The organism is Ornithinimicrobium kibberense, from assembly GCF_006519705.1.
GTDB classification, from domain to species: Bacteria; Actinomycetota; Actinomycetes; order Actinomycetales; family Dermatophilaceae; genus Ornithinicoccus; species Ornithinicoccus kibberensis.
Window position 1 is genome coordinate 58,743 of record NZ_VFXM01000013.1, and the last position, 20,567, is coordinate 79,309.

A 20,567-nucleotide genomic window follows, 5' to 3' on the forward strand; every position below is an offset into this window, starting at 1 on the left:
CAATCTCGGGTCGACCGGCTCAGACGAACTTGCGCGAGGCCAGGAAGTCGGCCAGGGCCACCCCGCCCTGACCCTCGTCGGTCACGACCTCGCCCGCCGAGCGCGGCGGACGCTCGGTCGCCTCCACGACCTTCGTCCAGGCCGCGTCCAGCCCCACCTGCGCGGCGTCCACGCCCAGGTCGGCCAGCGACCAGGTGTCCACCGGCTTCTTCTTCGCCGCCATGATCCCCTTGAACGAGGGGTAGCGCGGCTCGTTGATCTGGTCGGTCACGCTCACCACCGCCGGCAGCGAGGCCTCCACCGTCATCGAGGCGGTCTCGTCGTCCCGACGGATCCGCACGGTCGATCCCTCCACCGTCAGCTCCGAGGCGAACGTCACCTGCGGCAGACCCAGCCGCTCGGCCAGCATCGCCGGCACCACCGACATCACCCCGTCCGTGGACGCCAGCCCGGTCAGCACCAGGTCCACCGGCGACTCCTGCCCCAGCTTGCGCACCGCCTCGGCCAGCACGAGCGACGTCGCCACCGAGTCCGACCCGGCCAACGCCTCGTCCAGCACGTGCACACCCCGGTGCGCACCCATCTGCAGGCTCTTCTTCACCGCCGCCACGGCGTCGTCCGGGCCCATGGTCAGCACCGTGACCTCGCCCTCGCCCGCCTCGACGATCTTCAGCGCCTCCTCCACCGCATACTCGTCCAGCTCCGAGAGCAGCCCGTCCACCGACTCCCGGTCGGTCGTGCGGTCCTCCTCGAAGCCCCGGTCGCCCTGGGCGTCCGGCACATACTTCACACAGACGACGATGTTCACGTCTCACGTCCTCGTTGGTCGGGGGCAGTCGGGCCCATCTTGTCATCTCGTCCCGGGCCCGACGCCAGGTGGCTACTCATGGGTAACACAAGCGCGTCAGCGGCCCTCGAAGCTCGCCTTCCCAGGGCCCTCCTTGACGAAGGAGGTCATCCCGATCTCGCGGTCCTTGGTGGCGAACACCCCGGCGAACTGCATCGCCTCGATGGCCAGGCCGGTCTCCAGGTCGTTGTCCAGTCCGCGGTCGATGGCCTCCTTGGCGGCCCGCAGCGCGAACGCGGGGCCGTGCACGTAACGCTGGACCATCTCCAGGGCCCGCGCGTAGGCCTGGCCGGAGGGGACGACCTCGTCGACCATGCCCATCTCCCTGGCCTCGGCGGCGTCGATCTGCCGGCCGGTGAAGACGAGGTCCTTGGCGCGGGAGGGGCCCACGAGCCGGGCCAGCCGCTGAGTGCCGCCGGCCCCCGGGATCACGCCGAGCAGGATCTCGGGCTGGCCGAGCTTGGCGTCCTCGGCGGCGACCCGGAAGTCGGCGCACAGGGCCAGCTCGTTGCCGGCTCCCAGGGCGTAGCCCTCGATGGCGGCCACGACCGGCTTGGGGATGCGCGCCACGGCGCTGAAGCACTCCTGGATGACGGCGGCCCGCTGCACCATGTCGGTGTAGCTCATCCGCTGCATCTCCTTGATGTCGGCCCCGGCGGCGAAGACCTTCTCCCCGCCGTAGAGCACGACGGCGGCGACCTCGTCGTCGGCGGACACCAGGCGGGCCGCCTCCCCGAGCGCGTCCTGCACCTCGATCGAGAGCGGGTTCATCTTCGGCCGGTCGATCCGGATCGTGGCGACGCTGGCCTCGATCTCGATCCGCACGAACTCGCTGGCCGTGGGGACGGTCCTGCTCACGCGTCGCCCTCCCGGCCGTCCGACCCGTCGGCGGGGGCGTCCTGCTGGGCCGAGGCGCCCCGCGTGCCGATCGACAGCCACGGGCCGACCTCGGTCCCCTCGGGGGCTCCCTCGGGCAGCTGCGGGTCGAGCCCCTGCTCGGCCCGCGACTTGGCCAGCACGTTGCGGTGCCACAGCGACAACGCCTGCAGGATCAGGCCGACGCCGATCTGCAGCTTGGCCTTGGGCTGCTCCTGGCGGGCGACGATCTGCTCGACCGCGAGCACGAGGTGGCCGGCGGCGATCCCGGCCTTGACGAGGTTCACCCCGAGGGTGATGTCGTTGCAGCCGTCCAGCCGCACGCGCATGTCCTCGGGGACCGAGTCGGCGATCTGCCACTGGCCGAAGACGCGCATGATGTCGAACTGCTCGCCCTGGACGACCTTGACGAAGAGCTTCTGGTCGCGGGCCTCGAAGGCCACGTCCCCCTCCTTGTCCAGGTCGGGGTTCATCTGCAGGTCCTGCAGGGCGTCGAGGACCCGGCCGCTGAGGGGGCGGTCCTGCGGCGGCGGGGGGAAGTTGGGCAGCGAGGTGGGATCCGTCATGGCCCCAACGTACCTCCCGCCCGGTCGGCCCCCTGCGGTGTGGGTGCGCGGGCAGCGGGCCCGGCGGACCTACCCTTGGCCACCATGGCCCCACCCCTCCGCCCCCGCCGCAGCACGGACACCCCGCCCCCTCCCGGGGTCACCAGGACGGCGGCCGGGACCGAGGTCGCCGTCGTCGCGGCCCACGCCACCGCGGTCGAGCTGTGCCTCTTCGACGGGGCGCACGAGCGCCGCATACCCCTGCGGCACCGCGCCCACGGCACCTGGTGGGACGAGGTCCCCGAGCTGACCCCCGGCACCCGCTACGGCTTCCGCGTCGAGGGCCCGTGGGACCCCGACGCCGGCCACCGGCACAACCCGGCCAAGCTCCTCCTGGACCCCTACGGGCACGCCGTCGAGGGCTGGGTGCGCTGGGGGCCCGAGGTCTACGGGCACGTGGTCGACACCTCCGGCCACGCCTCCCCCGGGACCCGGGACCCCCGGGACTCGGCGCCGTTCGTCCCCCGCTCCGTCGTCCTCGACCACGACTTCGACTGGGGCGACGACGCCCTGCCGGCCGTGCCGTGGTCGGAGACGGTGGTCTACGAGGCGCACGTGCGCGGGCTGACGATGCGGCACCCGGAGGTGCCCGCCCACCTGCAGGGGACGTATGCCGCGCTGGGACACCCTGCGGTCGTGGAGCACCTGCTGTCGCTGGGGGTGACCACGCTCGAGCTGCTCCCCGTCCACGCCTACGTCTCCGAACCGACCCTGGTCCGGCAGGGGCGGCACAACTACTGGGGCTACAACAGCCTGGGGTTCTTCGCCCCGCACGCCGGCTACGCGGCCGCCAACGACCCGCAGGGCGTGGCGGACGAGCTGCGCACGGCCGTGCGGACCCTGCACGCCGCCGGGATCGAGGTCCTGCTCGACGTGGTCTACAACCACACCGCCGAGCAGGCCTCCGCCTCCGGACCGACGCTGTCCTGGCGCGGCCTGGACAACGCCGGCTACTACCGGCTGGACGAGCGTGGGCGCGACATCGACGTGACCGGCACCGGCAACACGATGAACGTGACCGAGCCCGCGGTCGTGCGGATGATCCTGGACTCCCTGCGGCACTGGGTCGAGCACTACCACGTCGACGGTTTCCGCTTCGACCTGGCGCCGGCGCTGGGGCGCGGCCGCGACGACGGCTACGACCGCGACCACCCCTTCCTCGTGGCGCTGCGCGCCGACCCCGTCCTGTCCCGGGTCAAGCTCGTCGCCGAGCCGTGGGACGTCGGGGTGCACGGCTGGCGCACCGGTCAGTTCCCCCCGCCGTTCGCCGAGTGGAACGACCGCTACCGCGACACGGTCCGCAGCTTCTGGCTCGACGACGTCCGGCGGCGCCTGCACGGCGAGCCCGGGCACGGCATCCGCGAGCTGGCCACGCGTCTGGCCGGGTCGGCCGACATGTTCGCCGCCGGCGACCGGGGCCCGGTCGCGTCGGTGAACCTCGTCGCCGCGCACGACGGGTTCACCCTCGCCGACCTGACGGCCTACGACCAGAAGCACAACTACGCCAACGGCGAGGACAACCGGGACGGGCACGGCGACAACCGGTCGTGGAACCACGGGGTGGAGGGGTCGACCACGGACGCCACCGTGCTCGCCGCGCGCAACCGCTCGATCCGCAACCTGCTGGCCACCCTCGTCCTGAGCGCCGGCGTGCCCATGCTGGTGGCCGGCGACGAGATGGGCCGCACCCAGGAGGGCAACAACAACGCCTACAACCAGGACAACCAGATCTCCTGGGTCCGCTGGGACCTGCGCCCGTGGCAGCAGGAGCTCCTCGCCGACGCCCGCGACCTGCTCGCGCTGCGCCGCGAGCTGGCGCTCGTGCGCACGCCCCGCTTCCCCACCCACGAGCCCGTCCCGGGGCGGACCCGCCTGCGGTGGTTCACCGAGACCGGGCACGTCGTCGACGACGAGGGGTGGCTCGACCCGTGGCGACGCACCGTGGTGGCGGTGCTCGACACCCTCCACGCCGAGGACGGCGCGGAGCGGCAGGCCGTGGCGCTGGTCCTGCACGGCGGGCTCGACCGCGTCGACGTCGTGGCCCCCGTGGTGGAGGGGGTGCCAGGCTGGCGGCGGCGCTGGACCAGCGAGCCGGACCCGGCCGGCCCGGGGTCGGTAGACCCCGGGCAGGACCTGTCCGTCGGCGCCACCACCGTCACGGTGCTCGTCGGCGCCTGACCGGCCCGCTCAGGGCAGCGTGACCAGCCCCAGCTCGGCGGCGCCGGCCAGCTGCCCGTGGCGCGGGAGCACCCGCACCGTCCAGCCCAGCGCACCGGTGCGCGCCAGCCGCATCCGGCCGTCGAAGCGGTGCCGGCCCTCCTCGTAGGACTGGGTCGGCTCGAGGTCGACGTACTCCAGGTCGGTCAGCGTGTCCTCGGCGTTGGCCCGGCCGTAGGCCATCTGGACCCGCACCTGGTGCGGGTCCAGGTCGCCGAGGCCGACGAAGGCGTGCACCGAGATCTCGTCGCCGATCTGCGGGGCGTCCGAGAGACCGTCGGCGTCGACGTGGTCGATCCGCACCTGCGGCCAGCTGGCGTGCACCTGCTCGACGTAGGCGGCCAGGTCGCGGGCGCCGGCGAAGTCGTCGGCGGCGGCGGACCAGGCGGCGTGGGCGGCCGGCCAGTAGTACTGCTCGGTGTAGTCCCGCACCATCCGGTCGGCCAGGACCTTCGGGCCCAGGGTGGACAGGGTGTGGCTGACCATCTCCAGCCACCGCTGCGGCAGGCCGTCCTCGTCGCGGTCGTAGAAGGTCGGCACGACCGTCCGCTCGAGCAGCTCGTAGAGGGCTGCCGACTCGAGGTCGTCCCGTCGGTCGGGGTCCTCGACGCCGTCGGCGGTGGGGATGGCCCAGCCGTTCTGGCCGTCGTACCACTCGTCCCACCACCCGTCGAGGATGGACAGGTTGAGCGCGCCGTTGAGGGCGGCCTTCATCCCGGAGGTGCCGCAGGCCTCGAACGGACGCAGCGGGTTGTTCAGCCACACGTCGCAGCCGGGGTAGAGCTGCTGGGCCATGGCGATGTCGTAGTTGGGCAGGTAGAGGATCTTGCCGCGGACCTCGGGGTCGTCGGTGAAGCGCACCATCTGCTGGATGAGCGCCTTGCCGGTGTCGTCGGCCGGGTGCGACTTGCCCGCGATGAGCAGCTGCACCGGGCGCTCGGGGTCGTTGAGCAGCTTCTTGAGCCGCTCCGGGTCGCGCAGCATGAGGGTCAGGCGCTTGTACGTCGCGCCGCGCCGGGCGAAGCCGATCGTCAGCGCGTCGGGGTCGAGGACGTCCTCGGTCCAGCCGAGCTCGGCCTCGGTGACGCCACGGTCGCGCAGGGAGGTCTTCAGCCGGGCCCGGGCGTCGTCGATCAGCTGGGCCCGCAGCTCCCGCTTGGTGCGCCAGAACGCGTCGATCGGCACCTCGTGGATGCGGGTGAAGACCGACCGGGCGGCGGTCTCCGGCCCGAGGTGGGCCTTGGCCAGGTCGTAGAGCTTGCGGTCGACCCAGGTGCCGGCGTGCACCCCGTTGGTGACCGAGCCGATCGGCACCTCGTCCAGGTCGAAGCCCGGCCACAGCCCGGAGAACATCTCCCGGCTCACCGCGCCGTGCAGGCGGGAGACCCCGTTGACCCGCTGGCCCAGGCGCATGCCCATGACCGCCATGTTGAACCTCGAGCGGTCCCCGCCCTCGTAGTCCTCGGCCCCCAGGGCCAGCAGCCGGTCGAGGGGGACGCCGTCGAGCTGGCAGCCGTCCTCGGCGAAGTGGGCCCGGATGGCGTCCACGTCGAACCGGTCGATGCCGGCCGGCACGGGGGTGTGCGTGGTGAAGACGGTCCCGGCGCGCACCGCCCGCAGCGCCTCGTCGAAGGTCAGCCCCGCGCGGGAGACCAGCTCGCTGATCCGCTCCACGCCCTGGAACCCGGCGTGGCCCTCGTTGGTGTGGTAGACGGTCGGCTCCGGGGCGCCGGTGATCCGGGAGTAGGCGCGCAACGCCCGCACCCCGCCGATGCCCAGCAGCATCTCCTGCTCCAGCCGCTGGTCGCCGCCGCCGCCGTAGAGGCGGTTGGTGACCTCGCGCCGGGCGGCGTCGTTGGTCTCCACGTCCGAGTCGAGCAGCAGGAGCGGCACCCTCCCGACCTGCGCACGCCATACCCGCGCGTCCAGGTGGCCGCCCTGCGGCATCGCCAGCCGCACGACGACGGGGGTGCCGTCCTCCTCGCGCAGCAGCGACAGCGGCAGGTCGTCGGGGTCGAGGACGGGGTAGGACTCCTGCTGCCAGCCCTCGGCGTTGAACCGCTGGGCGAAGTAGCCGGAGGTGTAGAACAGCCCCACGCCCACGATCGGGATGCCCTGGTCGCTGGCCGCCTTGAGGTGGTCGCCGGCCAGGATCCCCAGGCCGCCGGAGTACTGCGGCAGCACCGAGGTGATCCCGAACTCCGGGGAGAAGTAGGCGATCGACCGCAGCTCGCGGTCCCCGTGCTCGGCGGTGCGGCCCGCGCCCTCCTGCTGGTACCAGCGGGGCTTGGTCAGGTAGCGCTCCAGGTCCGCCGCGGCCTCGTGCACCCGGGTGACGAACGACTCGTCGGCCGCCAGCCGGTCCATGTCCGCGGTCCGCAGCGAGGAGAGCACCGCCACCGGGTCGTGCCCGCTGGCCTGCCACAGCTCGGGGTCGATGCTGGCGAAGATGTCGCGGGTCGGGGGGTGCCAGGACCAGCGCAGGTTGAGCGCCAGGTCGTGGAGCGGGGCAAGGGTCTGCGGGAGGACGGTGCGTACGTGCAGCCGACGGATAGCCTTCACACCGGTCGAGGATAGGGGACGGGGCTGCAACTTCTTGCACCGTGCTGGTGACGGCCTCGACGGACGGGCCGGGCGGCGGCGCGAGCGCCGACCTCAGGGTGACCGGCCCACCCGATCCCCGGTAGCGTGAGGCGCGTGACCGAGGACTCGACCACGCCCCCCGCCCAGCCCGACGCCGACCCGATCGACCGATCCGTCCTGGCCCTCTTCGGCCAGCAGCCGGTCGGCCGCATCCCCGTCCTGGACGTCGAGCCCGTGGTCGACGCCGGCCGCCGGCCGACCCGCTCGGTGGTGGGCGAGCTGTTCCCCCTGTCCGCCACCGTGCTGCGCGAGGGCCACGACGCCGTCAACGCCACCGCCGTCCTCGTCGACCCCGACGACCGGGAGCACCACGTGCCGATGGTGCAGACCAACCCCGGTCTGTCGCACTGGGAGACGGTCGTGCACGCGGACCAGGAGGGGGTGTGGAGCTTCCGCGTGGAGGGGTGGTCCGACCCCTACGGGACCTGGGTGCACGACGGGACGATCAAGGTCGAGGCCGGCGTCGACGTCGAGCTGATGCTCGAGGAGGGGGCCCGGGTGCTCGAGCGGGCCCTCGACGAGGTCGACCGGCCCCAGGAGGACGCCGACCTGCTCGACCGCGCCATCGGCACGCTGCGGTCCAGCTCGCTCGACCCCGCCCGACGGCTGGCCGCCGGCACCGACGAGCAGGTGCAGGAGGTGCTCCGGCGCGCCCCGCTGCGCGACTACGTCAGCGCCAGCCCGAGCTACACCTGGTGGGTCGAGCGCCCCCTGGCGCTGACCGGGGCGTGGTACGAGATCTTCCCGCGCTCCGAGGGGGCCACCCAGGACCCGCGGACCGGGCTGTGGACCACCGGCACCTTCGAGACCGCCGCCCGCCGGCTGCCGGCCATCGCCGAGATGGGCTTCGACGTGGTCTACCTCACGCCGGTGCACCCCATCGGGTCCACCAACCGCAAGGGCCGCAACAACAGCCTGACGGTCGAGGAGCACGACCCGGGCTCCCCCTACGCCATCGGCGCCGCCGAGGGCGGGCACGACGCCATCCACCCCGACCTGGGGGACTTCGAGGACTTCGACGCCTTCGTCGAGGCCGCCCGGGAGCAGGGCCTGCAGGTCGCCCTCGACCTGGCGCTGCAGGCCTCCCCGGACCATCCGTGGGCGAGCGAGCACCCGGAGTTCTTCACCACCCGGGCCGACGGGACGATCGCCTACGCGGAGAACCCGCCGAAGAAGTACCAGGACATCTACCCGCTCAACTTCGACAACGCCCCCGCGACGATCTACGCCGAGGTCCGGCGGGTCGTCCAGGTGTGGATCGACCACGGCGTGAAGATCTTCCGGGTGGACAACCCGCACACCAAGCCGGTGGAGTTCTGGCAGTGGCTCATCGCCGACGTGGCGGTGGACCACCCGGAGGTCATCTGGCTGGCCGAGGCCTTCACCAAGCCCCGGATGATGCAGATCCTGGCCAAGGTCGGGTTCCAGCAGTCCTACACCTACTACGCCTGGCGCAACACGGCCGCCGAGCTGCGGGAGTACGTCACCGAGCTGGCGACCGAGACGGCGGCCTACATGCGGCCCTCGTTCTGGCCGACGACGCACGACATCCTCACCCCCTACATGCAGACGGGCGGGGCGACGGCCCACCTGGTCCGCTCGGCGCTGGCGGCCACCCTGGTGCCCACCTACGGCATCTACGCCGGGTTCGAGCACGTCGAGGACCGGCCGCGGCCGGGGGCCGAGGAGCACCTGGACAACGAGAAGTACGAGTTCAAGGACCGTCGCTGGGGCGAGGACGTCCCGGGGCGCACGGACCTCACCGGGTGGCTCACCACGCTCAACCGGATCCGCCGGGAGCACCCGTCGCTGCACTGGTTGCGCAACATCACCTTCCACGGCGCCGACGACGAGAACGTCCTCACCTTCTCCAAGCACGGCGGCGGGGCCGCCGACGGCTCGGCGCAGGACACCGTGCTCGTCGTGGCCAACCTCGACCCGCACAACGTCCGGGGCACCCGGCTGCACCTGGACCTGCCGGCGCTCGGACTGGGCCTGGGCTGGGGGCGTACGTTCACCGCCCACGACCTGGTCACCGACCAGCGCTGGACCTGGGACTCCGAGCCGTGGGTGGTGCTGGGCCCCGGCTACGGCCACGAGCCGGTGCACATCATCCACGTGACGACGGACTGAGGACACCTCATGCGCGGACTCAACCTGCACCAGCCCGGACTGCGGAACGACCCCGACTGGTTCCGCAAGGCGGTCTTCTACGAGGTCCTCGTGCGGGCCTTCGACGACTCCACCGGCTCCGGCTCGGGCGACTTCACCGGCCTCATCAACCGCCTGGACTACCTGCAGTGGCTCGGCGTGGACTGCCTGTGGATCCCGCCCTTCTACGCCTCCCCGCTGCGCGACGGCGGCTACGACGTGGCGGACTACACCGCCGTGCTGCCGGAGTTCGGCACCCTTCCGGACTTCCGTGAGCTGATCTCCCAGGCGCACGCCCGCGGCATCCGGATCATCACCGACCTGGTGATGAACCACACCAGCGACCAGCACCCGTGGTTCCAGGCCTCGCGGTCGGACCCGGACGGCCCCTACGGGGACTTCTACGTCTGGTCCGACACCGATGAGAAGTACAGCGACGCCCGGATCATCTTCGTCGACACCGAGACCTCCAACTGGACCTTCGACGCGGTCCGGCGGCAGTTCTTCTGGCACCGGTTCTTCTCCCACCAGCCGGACCTGAACTTCGAGAACCCGGCCGTCCAGGAGGCGATGTTCGACGTCGTCCGGTTCTGGATGGACATGGGCATCGACGGCTTCCGGCTGGACGCCGTCCCCTACCTGTTCGAGGAGGAGGGGACCAACTGCGAGAACCTCCCCCAGACGCACGACTTCCTGGCGGCGCTGCGCAAGATGGTCGACGAGGAGTACCCCGGCCGGGTCCTGCTCGCCGAGGCCAACCAGATGCCGGCGGAGGTGGTCGACTACTACGGCACCGAGGAGGCGCCGGAGTGCCACATGTGCTTCCACTTCCCGGTCATGCCGCGGCTCTACTACGCCCTGCGTGAGGAGAAGGCCGAGCCGGTGGCCCGGGTGATGCTGGAGACGCCGCAGATCCCCCCGGGCACGCAGTGGGGCACCTTCCTGCGCAACCACGACGAGCTCACCCTGGAGATGGTCACGGCCGAGGAGCGCTCGGCGATGTACGGCTGGTACGCCCCCGACCCGCGGATGCGGGCCAACATCGGCATCCGTCGCCGCCTGGCGCCGCTGCTCGACAACTCGCGCAGCGAGATCGAACTCATCAACGCCCTGCTGCTGTCGCTGCCGGGGTCGCCGTGCCTCTACTACGGCGACGAGATCGGCATGGGCGACAACATCTGGCTCAGCGACCGCGACGCGGTCCGCACCCCGATGCAGTGGACGCCCGACCGCAACGCCGGCTTCTCCACCGCCGACCCGGGCAAGCTCTACCTGCCGGTGATCAGCTCGCTCGTCTACCACTACAACAGCGTCAACGTCGAGGCCCAGATCGCCAGCAGCTCCTCGCTGCTGCACTGGACCCGCGGCATGCTGCAGGTGCGGGCGGCCCACGAGGTCTTCGGCGTCGGCCGGTTCGAGCTGTGCGAGGCCGACAACGACGCCGTTCTGGCGTTCGTCCGGGCCCTGCCCGCCGACGACGACAGCGAGCGCGACGGGCACCCCGCCGTGCTCTGCGTCAACAACCTCTCCTCGCGCCCCCAGGCGGCCCGGATCACCCTCCCCGAGGAGCTGCACGGGGCGCTGGTGACGGACCTCTTCGGCGGCCACGGCTTCCCCGACGTCGAGGACGACGGCACCATCGTCCTCACCCTGGGCTCACGCGACTTCTTCTGGCTGGGCCTGCAGCCGGTCGAGCCCGCCGGCCCCACCCCCACCGCGCCGTCCACCCACTCCGAGGAGGGCTCCTGATGGCCACCCTGTCCCCCGACTTCGACGACTTCCTCCCCGGGTGGATCGCCACCCAGCGCTGGTACCGCGGCACCGGCCGCACCCCGCTGCTGCGCCGCATCGGGGGCATCCGGTGGGAGGACCCGCTCGGCGAGGTCGGGCTCGAGGACCACCTCCTGGTCGACGAGTCGGGTCCCGAGCCGGTCGTCTACCAGGTCCCGCTGTCCTACCGGGCCGAGCCGGTGGCCTTCCTGGCCCACGCCCTCGTGGCCACCGCGGAGCACGCCGAGCTGGGCACCCGCTACGTCTACGACGCCGCCCACGACCCCGTCTTCGCCCAGACGCTGCTCCAGCACGTCTGGTCGGAGCACGACGTGCCCTCCGCGCGGGCCCGACGGCTCGTCGCCGGCGGGACCGCCCCGGCCCTGCGCGCCAGCCGGGTGCTGACCGGTGAGCAGTCCAACACCTCGATCGTCGTCGACCCGCACGAGGGCCGTCGCCCCGTGCTGGTCAAGCTCTTCCGCGTGCTCCAGGCCGGGGAGAACCCCGACGTGACGGTGTGCGCCGCCGTCGCCCGGACCGGCGACCGCACCGTCCCGGGGCCGCTGGGCTACGTCGAGGGTCGCTGGAACGACACCGACGGGCAGGAGGTCAGCGGCCACCTGGCCGTGGCCTCGGAGTTCATCGCCGGGGGGCGGGACGGGTGGGAGCTCGCGCTGGCCGCCGCCCGCTCGGGGGAGGACCTGTCCACCCCGGCGCGGGAGCTGGGCGAGGCGACCGCCCGGGTGCACACCGCGCTCGCGGCGGCGTTCGGCACCGAGGACGCCGAGGCGCAGCGGGAGACGCTGGTCGCGCGCCTGCGGCAGCGGGCCCGGACCGCCTTCGCCGAGGTGGACGAGCTGGCCGTCCACCGCGAGGACGTGGACCGGACCTACGACGCGCTGGCGGACGTCCCGCTGCCGCCGCTGCAGCGCATCCACGGCGACCTCCACCTCGGCCAGGTGCTCCACGTCCCCGGGCGCGGCTGGGTGCTGCTCGACTTCGAGGGTGAGCCGCTGCGACCCATGGCCGAGCGCACCGCCCCCGACCTGGCCCTGCGCGACGTGGCCGGGATGCTCCGCAGCATCGACTACGCCGCCGCGACCGTCGACCAGGAGGGCGTCGACGCCACCGGCTGGGCCCAGGAGGCCCGCGCCGCCTACCTCCAGGGGTATGCCGCCACTGCGGACGTCGACCTCGACGACCCCCAGGTGCGCACGCTGCTCGACGCCCTCGAGCTGGACAAGGCGCTCTACGAGGTCGTGTACGAGGCCCGCAACCGGCCCTCCTGGGTGCCGATCCCGGTCGAGGCGGTCCAGCGGCTGGTCTCCGGCGGTCGGGCCGGCCGGCACGAGGCTCCGACCGGCCCGGTGGCGGCGGCCGACGGTGGCGACGGGAGCTCCGACGAGCGTCCGGGCCGCCACCGCGCGGACCAGGGTCCCTCGGCCGCCGACTTCGGCGTGGCCGGGACGTCCGCCGAGGACGGTGCCGCGTCGCTGACCGAGGAGTCCGGCGAGGTGCGCAGCGTCGCGCTCCCGGAGGAGTATGCCGCCACCCCCGGTCCCGGCGAGCCCGACCCGGCCGCCGGCGGGGGGTCGGACGACCGGCCCGAGGACCTCCTCGAGGACGCGGGGGACCTCTCCCCGCTCTACGCAGGGGCCGGAGCGGGCGCCGACCAGGACGCGACCGCCGAGGGCGACGAGCAGGCCTCCCCGCACGTGCCCGCCAGCGGCGGCCGTCCGCATGCCCCCGTCCCTCCGCCGGAGGAGATGGTGGACGCCTTCCGCCCGACCCCGGCGGGGTCCCGGCCCGCCAGCGGCGGGCTTCCCCACGCCCCGGTGCCTCCGCCCGCCGGCATGACCATCACGACGGACCTGCCCGCCGGGCCCCGCCAGGGCGGCGAGGAGCCACCGCCGTCCGTGGACGTCGCGCAGCCGGCGGCCGCCCGGGAGTACCCGCCGGCCAGCGGCACCGCGCCCCGGTCCGCCGAGGGGGTCCTGCTGGATCCCGTGGTCAGCCACCGGCAGGCCTGGGAGGAGGCCAGCAGCTCCCCCGCGGTCGTGACCGGCCGGGTCGTGCGGGACGACGGTCCCGCCGGAGGGGCCGGGGTCCCCGGGGCCGGGGCCGGCGCGGACGCCCCCGGGACGGTGCGTCGCACCCCCCTGCCGCCGCCGCAGGAGCCGCCGGCACCGCATACCCGTCCCCTCGACCTGGACGAGGCCACGGACGTCGTGCACGGCCTGCACCGCAGTCCCCACCACGTCCTGGGTCCCCACGCCCACGAGGGCCACGTCACCGTGCGCACGCTGCGTCCCGGGGCCCAGGCGGTCTCGGTGCTCCTCGCCGACGGCCGGGAGCTGCCGATGACCCACGAGACCGGCGGCATCTGGGCGGCGGTGGTCCAGCAGGAGCAGGTCCCGGCCTACCGGCTGGCGGTCACCCGGGAGGGCGAGCGCCGGATCGTCGACGAGTCCTACCGGCACGCGCCCATGCTCGGCGAGATCGACCTGCACCTGCTCGGCGAGGGCCGGCACGAGGAGCTGTGGCGGGTGCTCGGCTCGCACGTGGTCACCCGGCGCGACGAGATGGGCGAGGTCACCGGCACCCACTTCGCCGTCTGGGCCCCCAACGCGCTGGCCGTGCACGTCGTCGGGGACTTCAACGGCTGGGACGGCAGCACCCACGCGCTGCGCGTCCACGAGGACGTCGGCGTCTGGGAGCTCTTCGTGCCCGGCGTGGGCGCGGGTGCCCACTACAAGTACGACATCACCGGCCCCGACGGCACCCGTCGGGCCAAGGCCGACCCGATGGCCCGCGCGACCGAGGTGCCGCCCTTCAACGACTCGGTCGTCACCGTCTCCACCCACCGGTGGAACGACGACGCCTGGATGGAGCGCCGCGCCCGGGAGGACATCCACCTGGGCCCGATGAGCGTCTACGAGGTGCACCTGGGGTCCTGGCGGCAGGGGCTGAGCTACGAGCAGCTCGCCGACCAGCTCGTCCCCTACGTCAGCGAGATGGGCTTCACCCACGTCGAGCTGATGCCGGTCATGCAGCACCCCTACGGTCCCTCGTGGGGCTACCACGTCACCGGCTACTTCGCGGCGGACAGCCGGTTCGGTCACGAGGACGGCCTGCGCCACCTCATCGACCGGCTCCACCAGGTCGGGGTCGGGGTCATCCTCGACTGGGTGCCCGGGCACTTTGCCACCGACCCGTGGGCGCTGGCCCGTTTCGACGGGACGCCGATCTACGAGCACCCGGACCCCCGCAAGGGCTGGCACCCGGAGTGGGGCTCCTACATCTTCGACTACGGGCGCCCCCAGGTGCGCAACTTCCTCGTCGCCAACGCCTGCTACTGGCTCGAGGAGTTCCACGCCGACGGCCTGCGGGTCGACGGCGTCGCCTCGATGCTCTACCTGGATTACTCCCGGGAGGGCGACCAGTGGATCCCCAACCGCTACGGCGGCCGGGAGAACCTCGAGGCGGTCGAGCTGCTGCAGGAGACCAACGCCACCGCCTACCGCCGCAACCCCGGCGTCGTGATGATCGCCGAGGAGTCCACCTCCTGGCCCGGGGTCACCGCGTCGACCGAGGAGGGCGGCCTGGGCTTCGGCTTCAAGTGGAACATGGGGTGGATGCACGACACCCTCGGCTACCTGGCCGAGCTGCCCTACGCCCGGGCGCACCACCACCATGCGCTGACGTTCTCGCTCGTCTACGCCTACAGCGAGAAGTACATCCTGCCGATCAGCCACGACGAGGTCGTGCACGGCAAGGGGTCGCTGCTGCGCAAGATGGCCGGCGACTCCTGGCAGAAGTTCGCCACCACCCGGGCCTTCCTGGCCTACCAGTGGAGCCACCCGGGCAAGCAGCTGCTCTTCATGGGCAGCGAGTTCGCCCAGGACCGGGAGTGGGCCGACGGGGGCACCCTGTCGTGGGAGCTCACCGAGCGGCCCGACCACGGCGGTGTGCAGCGGCTCGTGCGCGACCTGAACCGGCTCTACGACGAGCTGCCCGCCCTGTGGCAGATCGACCACCACGAGGACGGCTTCGCCTGGCTGGACGCCAACGACGCCCACCGCAACCTCTACTCCTACCTGCGGTGGGGCAACGAGGGCCCGGACGGGCTGCGGCCGGTCGTGGCCGTGGTCGTGAACTTCAGCGGGGTGCCCCAGCACCAGGTGCACGTCGGCCTGCCCTACGGCGGCCGGTGGCGCGAGGTGCTCAACACCGACGCCGAGGTCTACGGCGGGTCCGGCCAGGGCAACATGGGTGCCGTCCAGGCCTACGACGAGCCGCACCAGCGGCAGCCGTGGTCGGCCCTGGTCACCGTGCCGCCGATGGGTGCGATCTGGCTGGTGCCCGACCCGGTCGAGGCCGAGGAGGAGCCGCCCGCCCAGATCGAGCAGGCCGACGAGGAGCCGCCCGCCACGGCCGCGGTCTCGGAGGTGTCCGGCCTCGAGGCGGTCGAGGACGGCTCACGGACCACCGACGAGCCGATCCCCACGGCCACCACGGACACCGGGACCCCGGGCGCCGTGGACGAGGGGACGACCGACGCCCCGACAGCGGAGCCGGACGGGGACGACGCGACGCCGGACACCCGGCTCCGGGAGCCCGTGGACCCGGGCTACCCCGGGGAGGTCCCCGACACCGACACCGCCGACGACGCCGACGCCGACGGCACGGCATACCCCGACACCCGGCAGAGCTGAGGAGCGAGCACGATGGCACGGCACGAGCGCGCCGGACAACCGGCCCGGCCCGAGGACCTGGTCGACGTCGCCTCCCTGGTGACGGCCTACTACACGCGGGTCCCCGACCCGGAGGACGTCGACCAGCAGGTGGCCTTCGGGACCTCCGGGCACCGCGGCAGCGCGCTGGACACGGCGTTCAACGAGGCGCACATCCTGGCCACGACCCAGGCCATCTGCGAGTACCGGAGGCAGCAGGGCACGACCGGGCCGCTGTTCCTGGGCCGGGACACCCACGCGCTGTCCGAGCCGGCCTGGGCCAGCGCGCTGGAGGTGCTCGTCGCCAACGACGTGACCGTCCTCGTCGACGCCACCGACCGCTACACCCCGACCCCGGCGGTGTCCAGGGCGATCCTGGCGCACAACCGGGAGGGCTCCGGCGGCAGCGACGCGGACGGCATCGTGGTGACCCCCTCGCACAACCCGCCCCGGGACGGTGGGTTCAAGTACAACCCGCCGCACGGCGGCCCGGCGGACACCGACGCCACCGGATGGATCGCCGACCGGGCCAACGCCCTCCTGCGCGCCGGGCTGGACGGCGTCCGCCGGGTGCCCTTCGCCCGGGCCCGGGGCAGCGCCGGCAGCTACGACTTCCTCGGCGAGTACGTCCGGGCGCTGCCGCGAGTCCTCGACCTCGACGCCGTCCGCGAGGCGGGCGTGCGGATCGGGGCCGACCCGCTCGGCGGGGCCGCGGTGGACTACTGGGGGGCGATCGCCGAGGAGCACCGGCTGGACCTCACGGTCGTCAACCCGCTCGTCGACCCCACCTGGCGCTTCATGACGCTGGACTGGGACGGCAAGATCCGGATGGACTGCTCCTCGGCCGACGCGATGGCCTCGCTCATCGCCGCCCGGGACCGGTACGACATCGCCACCGGCAACGACGCGGACGCCGACCGGCACGGGATCGTCACCCCCGACGGGGGCCTGATGAACCCCAACCACTACCTCGCGGTGGCGATCGACCACCTCTTCGGGGGCGCCCGGCCGGACTGGCCCCAGGACGCGGCCATCGGCAAGACGCTCGTGTCGTCCTCGATGATCGACCGGGTGGCCACCTCCCTGGGCCGGCGCCTGGTCGAGGTGCCGGTGGGCTTCAAGTGGTTCGTCCCCGGCCTGCTCGACGGGTCCGTGGCGTTCGGCGGCGAGGAGTCCGCCGGGGCCTCGTTCCTGTGCCGCGACGGCTCGACCTGGTCGACGGACAAGGACGGGATCATCCTCGCGCTGCTGGGCAGCGAGATCATCGCCCGGACGGGCCGGACCCCCTCGCAGCGCTACGCCGAGCTCGTCGAGCAGCTCGGGGGCGGCGCCGAGATCGCCTACGCCCGGATCGACGCCCCGGCTGACCGGGAGGCCAAGGCCCGGCTCAAGGCCCTCTCCCCCTCGGACGTCTCCGCGGACGCCGTGGCCGGCGAGCCGATCACCGCGGTGCTCACCGAGGCCCCCGGCAACGGGGCGGCGGTCGGCGGGCTGAAGGTGACGACGGAGAACGCGTGGTTCGCCGCCCGCCCGTCCGGCACCGAGGACGTCTACAAGATCTACGCGGAGTCGTTCCGCGGTCCGGAGCACCTGGCGCAGGTGCAGGCCGACGCCCAGGAGGTCGTGGACGCCGCCCTGAAGGGCTGAGCGTCGGTCAGAACAGGGCGCTCATCAGGGCGCTGCGCGCCTTGCCGACCCGCGGGTCGGAGCTGCCGACGACGTCGAACAGGCCCAGCAGGTGGGTCCGCACGCGGTCGCGGTCCTCCCCCGTGGTGGCCCGCACGAGGTCCACGAGGCGGACGAAGGCGTCCTCCACGTGCCCGCCCACGACGTCCAGGTCGGCGGCGTCCAGCTGAGCCTGCACGTCGGTGGGCCGGTCGGCCGCGGCCTGGCGCACGGCGGTCAGGTCCATCCGGCTGGTGCGTTCCAGCAGCTGCACCTGGGCCAGGCCGAGACGGGCCTGCTCGTCGCCCGCGTCCTCCCGGAGAGCCTGCTCGTAGGCCTGCTGGGCCGCCGTCCAGTCCCCGCGCTCGACGGCGTCGTAGGCCGCCTGGTGCAGCGGGGGCAGCTCGGCCTCCGCGTCCTCGTCCGCCTCCCCGCCCGCTGCGTCGGCGTCGGCCAGCTCGACCCGCCCGGTGACCCCGTTCGTCACCGCCGCCTGCAGGAACTGGTCGAGCAGCTGGTCGACCTGGCTCATCGGCTGCACGCCCAGGTAGAAGGGCATCGGCTGGCCGCCCACGAGGCCGATCACCACGGGCAGCGCGGTGACCTGCCCGAAGGTCTGCTGCAGCACGGGGGTGAGGGCCTGCATGACCCCGGGGGCGGCCGCCAGGTCGACGCCGACGACCTGGAAGCGTCCCTCCTTGTCCCGGGCTGCCTGGGCCAGCTCGCGCAGGTGCTGCACCGACTCGGGCACCTGCGGGGTCCACAGCACCAGCACCAGGGGGGTGGTCAGGCTGGCGTTGACGACCGCCTCGAAGCTGGCGTCGTCGGCGTGCACGAGCGCCCCGCTGCGCCCGGGGACGCCGTCACCGGCCTGACCGGTGCCGCCGCCGGCCGGCGCCGACGCCGCCTGAGCCGCAGCACCGGGGGCGGACGCGGGGGCGCCGGGCCGGCCGTTCCCGCCGCCGAGGCGGGACAGGTCGACGGCACCCCTCAGGGCAGCGGCGGAGAAGGGCTGCTGGGACATGGAGGCTCCTCGTACGACGGTGGTGCGGGTCGGGTGCTGGCTCCCCAGGGTATGCGGTGAACGCGCCGGTCAGGACCCCCAGGCCTCGACGAGCTGCTCGCGGACGGCGATCATCTCGGGGGTGAACTCCTCGCCCTCGGCGGGTACCCGCACCCCCATGAACACCATGGTGCGCAGGACGGCCTCCTCGGTGACCTCGTCGATGCCGGCCAGGGTGGTGAAGGCCTCCGGCGGCGTGAGCACCACGTCGGGCTCGACGGTGAACGTGGTGTCGCGCAGGAGCGTCCCGATGACGAACGCCGACCCGTCCTCGAACAGCAGGGTCTTGGTGTCGTCGGAGATGAGCCAGTTCCTCTCCTGCAGCGTGGCCCTGCCCTCCACCGCGGCCGCCTGCTCCTCGGCGGCGTCCCGGACGGCCGGGCTGTAGCCGTGGGTGCGGTACTCGGGGATCTCCTCCGGCTGCGGCCAGCTGGTGTAGGCGGCGATCTCCTTCAGCGTGTCCCGCGGGGCGACGAGCAGGTCTCCCTTGCCCTCGCGCAGCACGGGGGTGCCGACCGACCGGGGGTCGAAGGTGGGCACGGAGGTCCCCGGGAGCATGGGGGCCTCCCAGATGATCCGGAAGTCCTCCTGCTCCCCGGTGCGGCTCTCCATGAGGTGCAGCACCGGCACCCCGTCGTCGGGCACGGTCTGCACGAGCAGGAACTGGGGCAGTTCCCCGTCCTCGCGGCTGATCGCCAGGACGTTGGGCTCGGCCGGGGCGTCCATCTCCGCCTCCGCCGACTCGCCGTTGACGGCCTCCAGGACGTCCGCGGCCTCCGCCGCGTCCCGGGCCGAGCCCATGACGGACTTGCGGTGGTCGTCCACGACCTCGTCCCCGTCGCCCCGGAGTGCCGCGTGCCGCCGCTCCAGGATGGTGGCGGCGACCTGCTCGGCGTCCTCGACGCTCATGACCGCGGTCGCCTCGTCGGTGCTCATGGCGACCGTCTCGTCCTCCGTGTCGCCCGAGGTCGCGGCGACGTCGGCCGTGGCGGTGCTGTCGTCGGCGTCGGCCCCCTCGGAGGTCGCGGTGGCCCCGTCCGCGTCCGGGCCGGCGGTCGTCGCGGGGCCGTCCGTGGCGGTGGCGCCGGTCGCGTCGTCGGCGGAGGAGGCGTCGGAGGAGCCGTCCCCACCGGTGCAGGCGGAGAGCGCGAGCGCCGAGGTCAGGGCGACCGCGGCGGTCAGACGGGGAAGTTTCATAACGAAACGGTAAACACCCCCGGCCTCCCGCGCCAAATCAGGAACCTCCCAGGTCCCTGGTCCGCACCCCCCGCCGGTCCGCGGGACCGCTCACCCACCGCTCCAGCAGCTGGTACCCGCCGTAGAGGACCAGCAGGACGGCCGTCACGTGCAGGAGCAGCGCCAACGCGACCCCGCTGATCACCCCGGCCTGCCAGTAGCGGCCCCAGGACAGGGCCAGGACCGAGGGGACCAGGACGGCGAAGACCGCCCCGAGGACCAGCTCCTGCTGCCAGGGCCGGTCCCCCATCCACGGCAGCACGTCGAGGACGTCGAGGAAGTCCAGGGTGGCCAGCACCCCCACGAGGGCCACCAGGCCCAGCACCGCCACCAGCCGGGTGCGGTGCCACGGGTCCCGGCCGGCCCAGAGCGTCCCCAGGGTCACCGCCGCCCACATCAGCCAGGCGCGGACCCGGCCGGTGCCCAGCTCGACCATGGCCGTGCGGAAGAGGCGGTCGGCCTCGTGCCGGTCGACCGCCGGTCCCTCGTGCGACCCGGGCCGCACGAGGGCGTCGTGCAGCACCGCCGCGGGCAGGAACTCCCCGCTCACCGGCACCAGCCAGGTGAACAGGTGGGGCACCGAGGCCAGGTCGGTGGTGAAGGTGTCCAGGTCGGTGGGGACGACGAAGGGCTCGGGGTGGTCGGGCGAGCGGTAGCCGAAGCGGCGCAGCAGGCTGAAGTCGCGCCCGTCCACGCTGCGCAGCTCCAGCCGCAGCAGACCGCCGGTCTCCGCGTCGAAGAACTCCCCCGACCCCACCTCC

Annotated in this window: 12 protein-coding genes; 5 read left to right on the forward strand and 7 right to left on the reverse strand. The window is 73.2% G+C overall.

Annotation, left to right across the window (positions count from 1 at the left end; all coding sequences use genetic code 11):
* Window positions 1–19: 19 nt before the first annotated feature.
* The 3 genes from FJR00_RS12075 to FJR00_RS12085 form a co-directional block, all read right to left on the reverse strand.
* Complete coding sequence (locus FJR00_RS12075; protein WP_141338967.1) at window positions 20–808, reverse strand: electron transfer flavoprotein subunit beta/FixA family protein; 789 nt, start codon at window positions 806–808, stop codon at window positions 20–22.
* A 96-nt stretch (window positions 809–904) separates the two neighbouring features.
* Complete coding sequence (locus tag FJR00_RS12080; protein ID WP_141338968.1) at window positions 905–1,705, reverse strand: enoyl-CoA hydratase/isomerase family protein; 801 nt, start codon at window positions 1,703–1,705, stop codon at window positions 905–907.
* Window positions 1,702–2,289, reverse strand: a complete 588-nt coding sequence (locus tag FJR00_RS12085; protein WP_075957404.1) for a hypothetical protein — start codon at window positions 2,287–2,289, stop codon at window positions 1,702–1,704. The genes FJR00_RS12080 and FJR00_RS12085 overlap by 4 nt, the downstream gene beginning before the upstream one ends.
* 84 nt (window positions 2,290–2,373) lie before the next feature.
* Between FJR00_RS12085 and glgX the strand changes: the two genes are divergently transcribed.
* Window positions 2,374–4,506: a glycogen debranching protein GlgX gene (gene glgX / locus FJR00_RS12090; protein WP_141338969.1), complete on the forward strand. Its 2,133-nt coding sequence runs from the start codon at window positions 2,374–2,376 to the stop codon at window positions 4,504–4,506.
* A 9-nt stretch (window positions 4,507–4,515) separates the two neighbouring features.
* Here the strand turns inward: glgX and glgP are convergent, their stop codons facing one another.
* A complete protein-coding gene (gene glgP, locus FJR00_RS12095) occupies window positions 4,516–7,107 on the reverse strand; it encodes an alpha-glucan family phosphorylase (RefSeq protein ID WP_141338970.1) in 2,592 nt (863 codons plus the stop codon).
* Between the two features lie 135 nt (window positions 7,108–7,242).
* Here glgP and FJR00_RS12100 point away from each other — a divergent pair, with 135 nt between their 5' ends.
* The 4 genes from FJR00_RS12100 to pgm are packed head-to-tail and all read left to right on the forward strand — an operon-like array spanning window position 7,243 to window position 17,489.
* Window positions 7,243–9,321 (forward strand): alpha-1,4-glucan--maltose-1-phosphate maltosyltransferase, encoded by a 2,079-nt coding sequence (locus FJR00_RS12100; protein ID WP_377466354.1) that lies wholly within the window; start codon window positions 7,243–7,245, stop codon window positions 9,319–9,321.
* Between the two features lie 9 nt (window positions 9,322–9,330).
* Window positions 9,331–11,088 (forward strand): maltose alpha-D-glucosyltransferase, encoded by a 1,758-nt coding sequence (treS, locus tag FJR00_RS12105; RefSeq protein ID WP_141338971.1) that lies wholly within the window; start codon window positions 9,331–9,333, stop codon window positions 11,086–11,088.
* The gene (glgB, locus tag FJR00_RS15790; RefSeq protein ID WP_181409617.1) at window positions 11,088–15,824 is read left to right on the forward strand and encodes a 1,4-alpha-glucan branching protein GlgB; all 4,737 of its coding nucleotides are present in this window, start codon (window positions 11,088–11,090) and stop codon (window positions 15,822–15,824) included. The genes treS and glgB overlap by 1 nt, the downstream gene beginning before the upstream one ends.
* 12 nt (window positions 15,825–15,836) lie before the next feature.
* Window positions 15,837–17,489 (forward strand): phosphoglucomutase (alpha-D-glucose-1,6-bisphosphate-dependent), encoded by a 1,653-nt coding sequence (gene pgm / locus FJR00_RS12115; protein WP_141338972.1) that lies wholly within the window; start codon window positions 15,837–15,839, stop codon window positions 17,487–17,489.
* 7 nt (window positions 17,490–17,496) lie between these two features.
* Here pgm and FJR00_RS16545 read toward each other — a convergent pair whose 3' ends face one another.
* The 3 genes from FJR00_RS16545 to FJR00_RS12130 all read right to left on the reverse strand — a co-directional run bounded on the left by FJR00_RS16545 (window position 17,497) and on the right by FJR00_RS12130 (window position 20,563).
* Window positions 17,497–18,531, reverse strand: coding sequence for a tetratricopeptide repeat protein (locus FJR00_RS16545; protein WP_141338973.1), 1,035 nt, complete (start codon window positions 18,529–18,531; stop codon window positions 17,497–17,499).
* Between the two features lie 69 nt (window positions 18,532–18,600).
* Window positions 18,601–19,767 carry a prolipoprotein diacylglyceryl transferase gene (locus FJR00_RS15795; protein WP_075957410.1) on the reverse strand — a complete coding sequence of 389 codons (1,167 nt, stop codon included), beginning with the start codon at window positions 19,765–19,767 and terminating at the stop codon, window positions 18,601–18,603.
* Between the two features lie 37 nt (window positions 19,768–19,804).
* On the reverse strand, window positions 19,805–20,563 hold the full coding sequence (locus FJR00_RS12130; protein WP_238330469.1) for a DUF1353 domain-containing protein: 759 nt from the start codon (window positions 20,561–20,563) through the stop codon (window positions 19,805–19,807).
* Window positions 20,564–20,567: the final 4 nt, after the last annotated feature.

What these genes read in the sequence shown, in the direction of transcription:
- FJR00_RS12085 (WP_075957404.1), bottom strand. Translation starts at nt 2,289, where the DNA reads ATGACGGATCCCACCTCGCTGCCCAACTTCCCCCCGCCGCCGCAGGAC.
- glgX (WP_141338969.1), top strand. Translation starts at nt 2,374, where the DNA reads ATGGCCCCACCCCTCCGCCCCCGCCGCAGCACGGACACCCCGCCCCCT.
- treS (WP_141338971.1), top strand. Translation starts at nt 9,331, where the DNA reads ATGCGCGGACTCAACCTGCACCAGCCCGGACTGCGGAACGACCCCGAC.
- glgB (WP_181409617.1), top strand. Translation starts at nt 11,088, where the DNA reads ATGGCCACCCTGTCCCCCGACTTCGACGACTTCCTCCCCGGGTGGATC.
- pgm (WP_141338972.1), top strand. Translation starts at nt 15,837, where the DNA reads ATGGCACGGCACGAGCGCGCCGGACAACCGGCCCGGCCCGAGGACCTG.
- FJR00_RS16545 (WP_141338973.1), bottom strand. Translation starts at nt 18,531, where the DNA reads ATGTCCCAGCAGCCCTTCTCCGCCGCTGCCCTGAGGGGTGCCGTCGAC.
- FJR00_RS15795 (WP_075957410.1), bottom strand. Translation starts at nt 19,767, where the DNA reads ATGAAACTTCCCCGTCTGACCGCCGCGGTCGCCCTGACCTCGGCGCTC.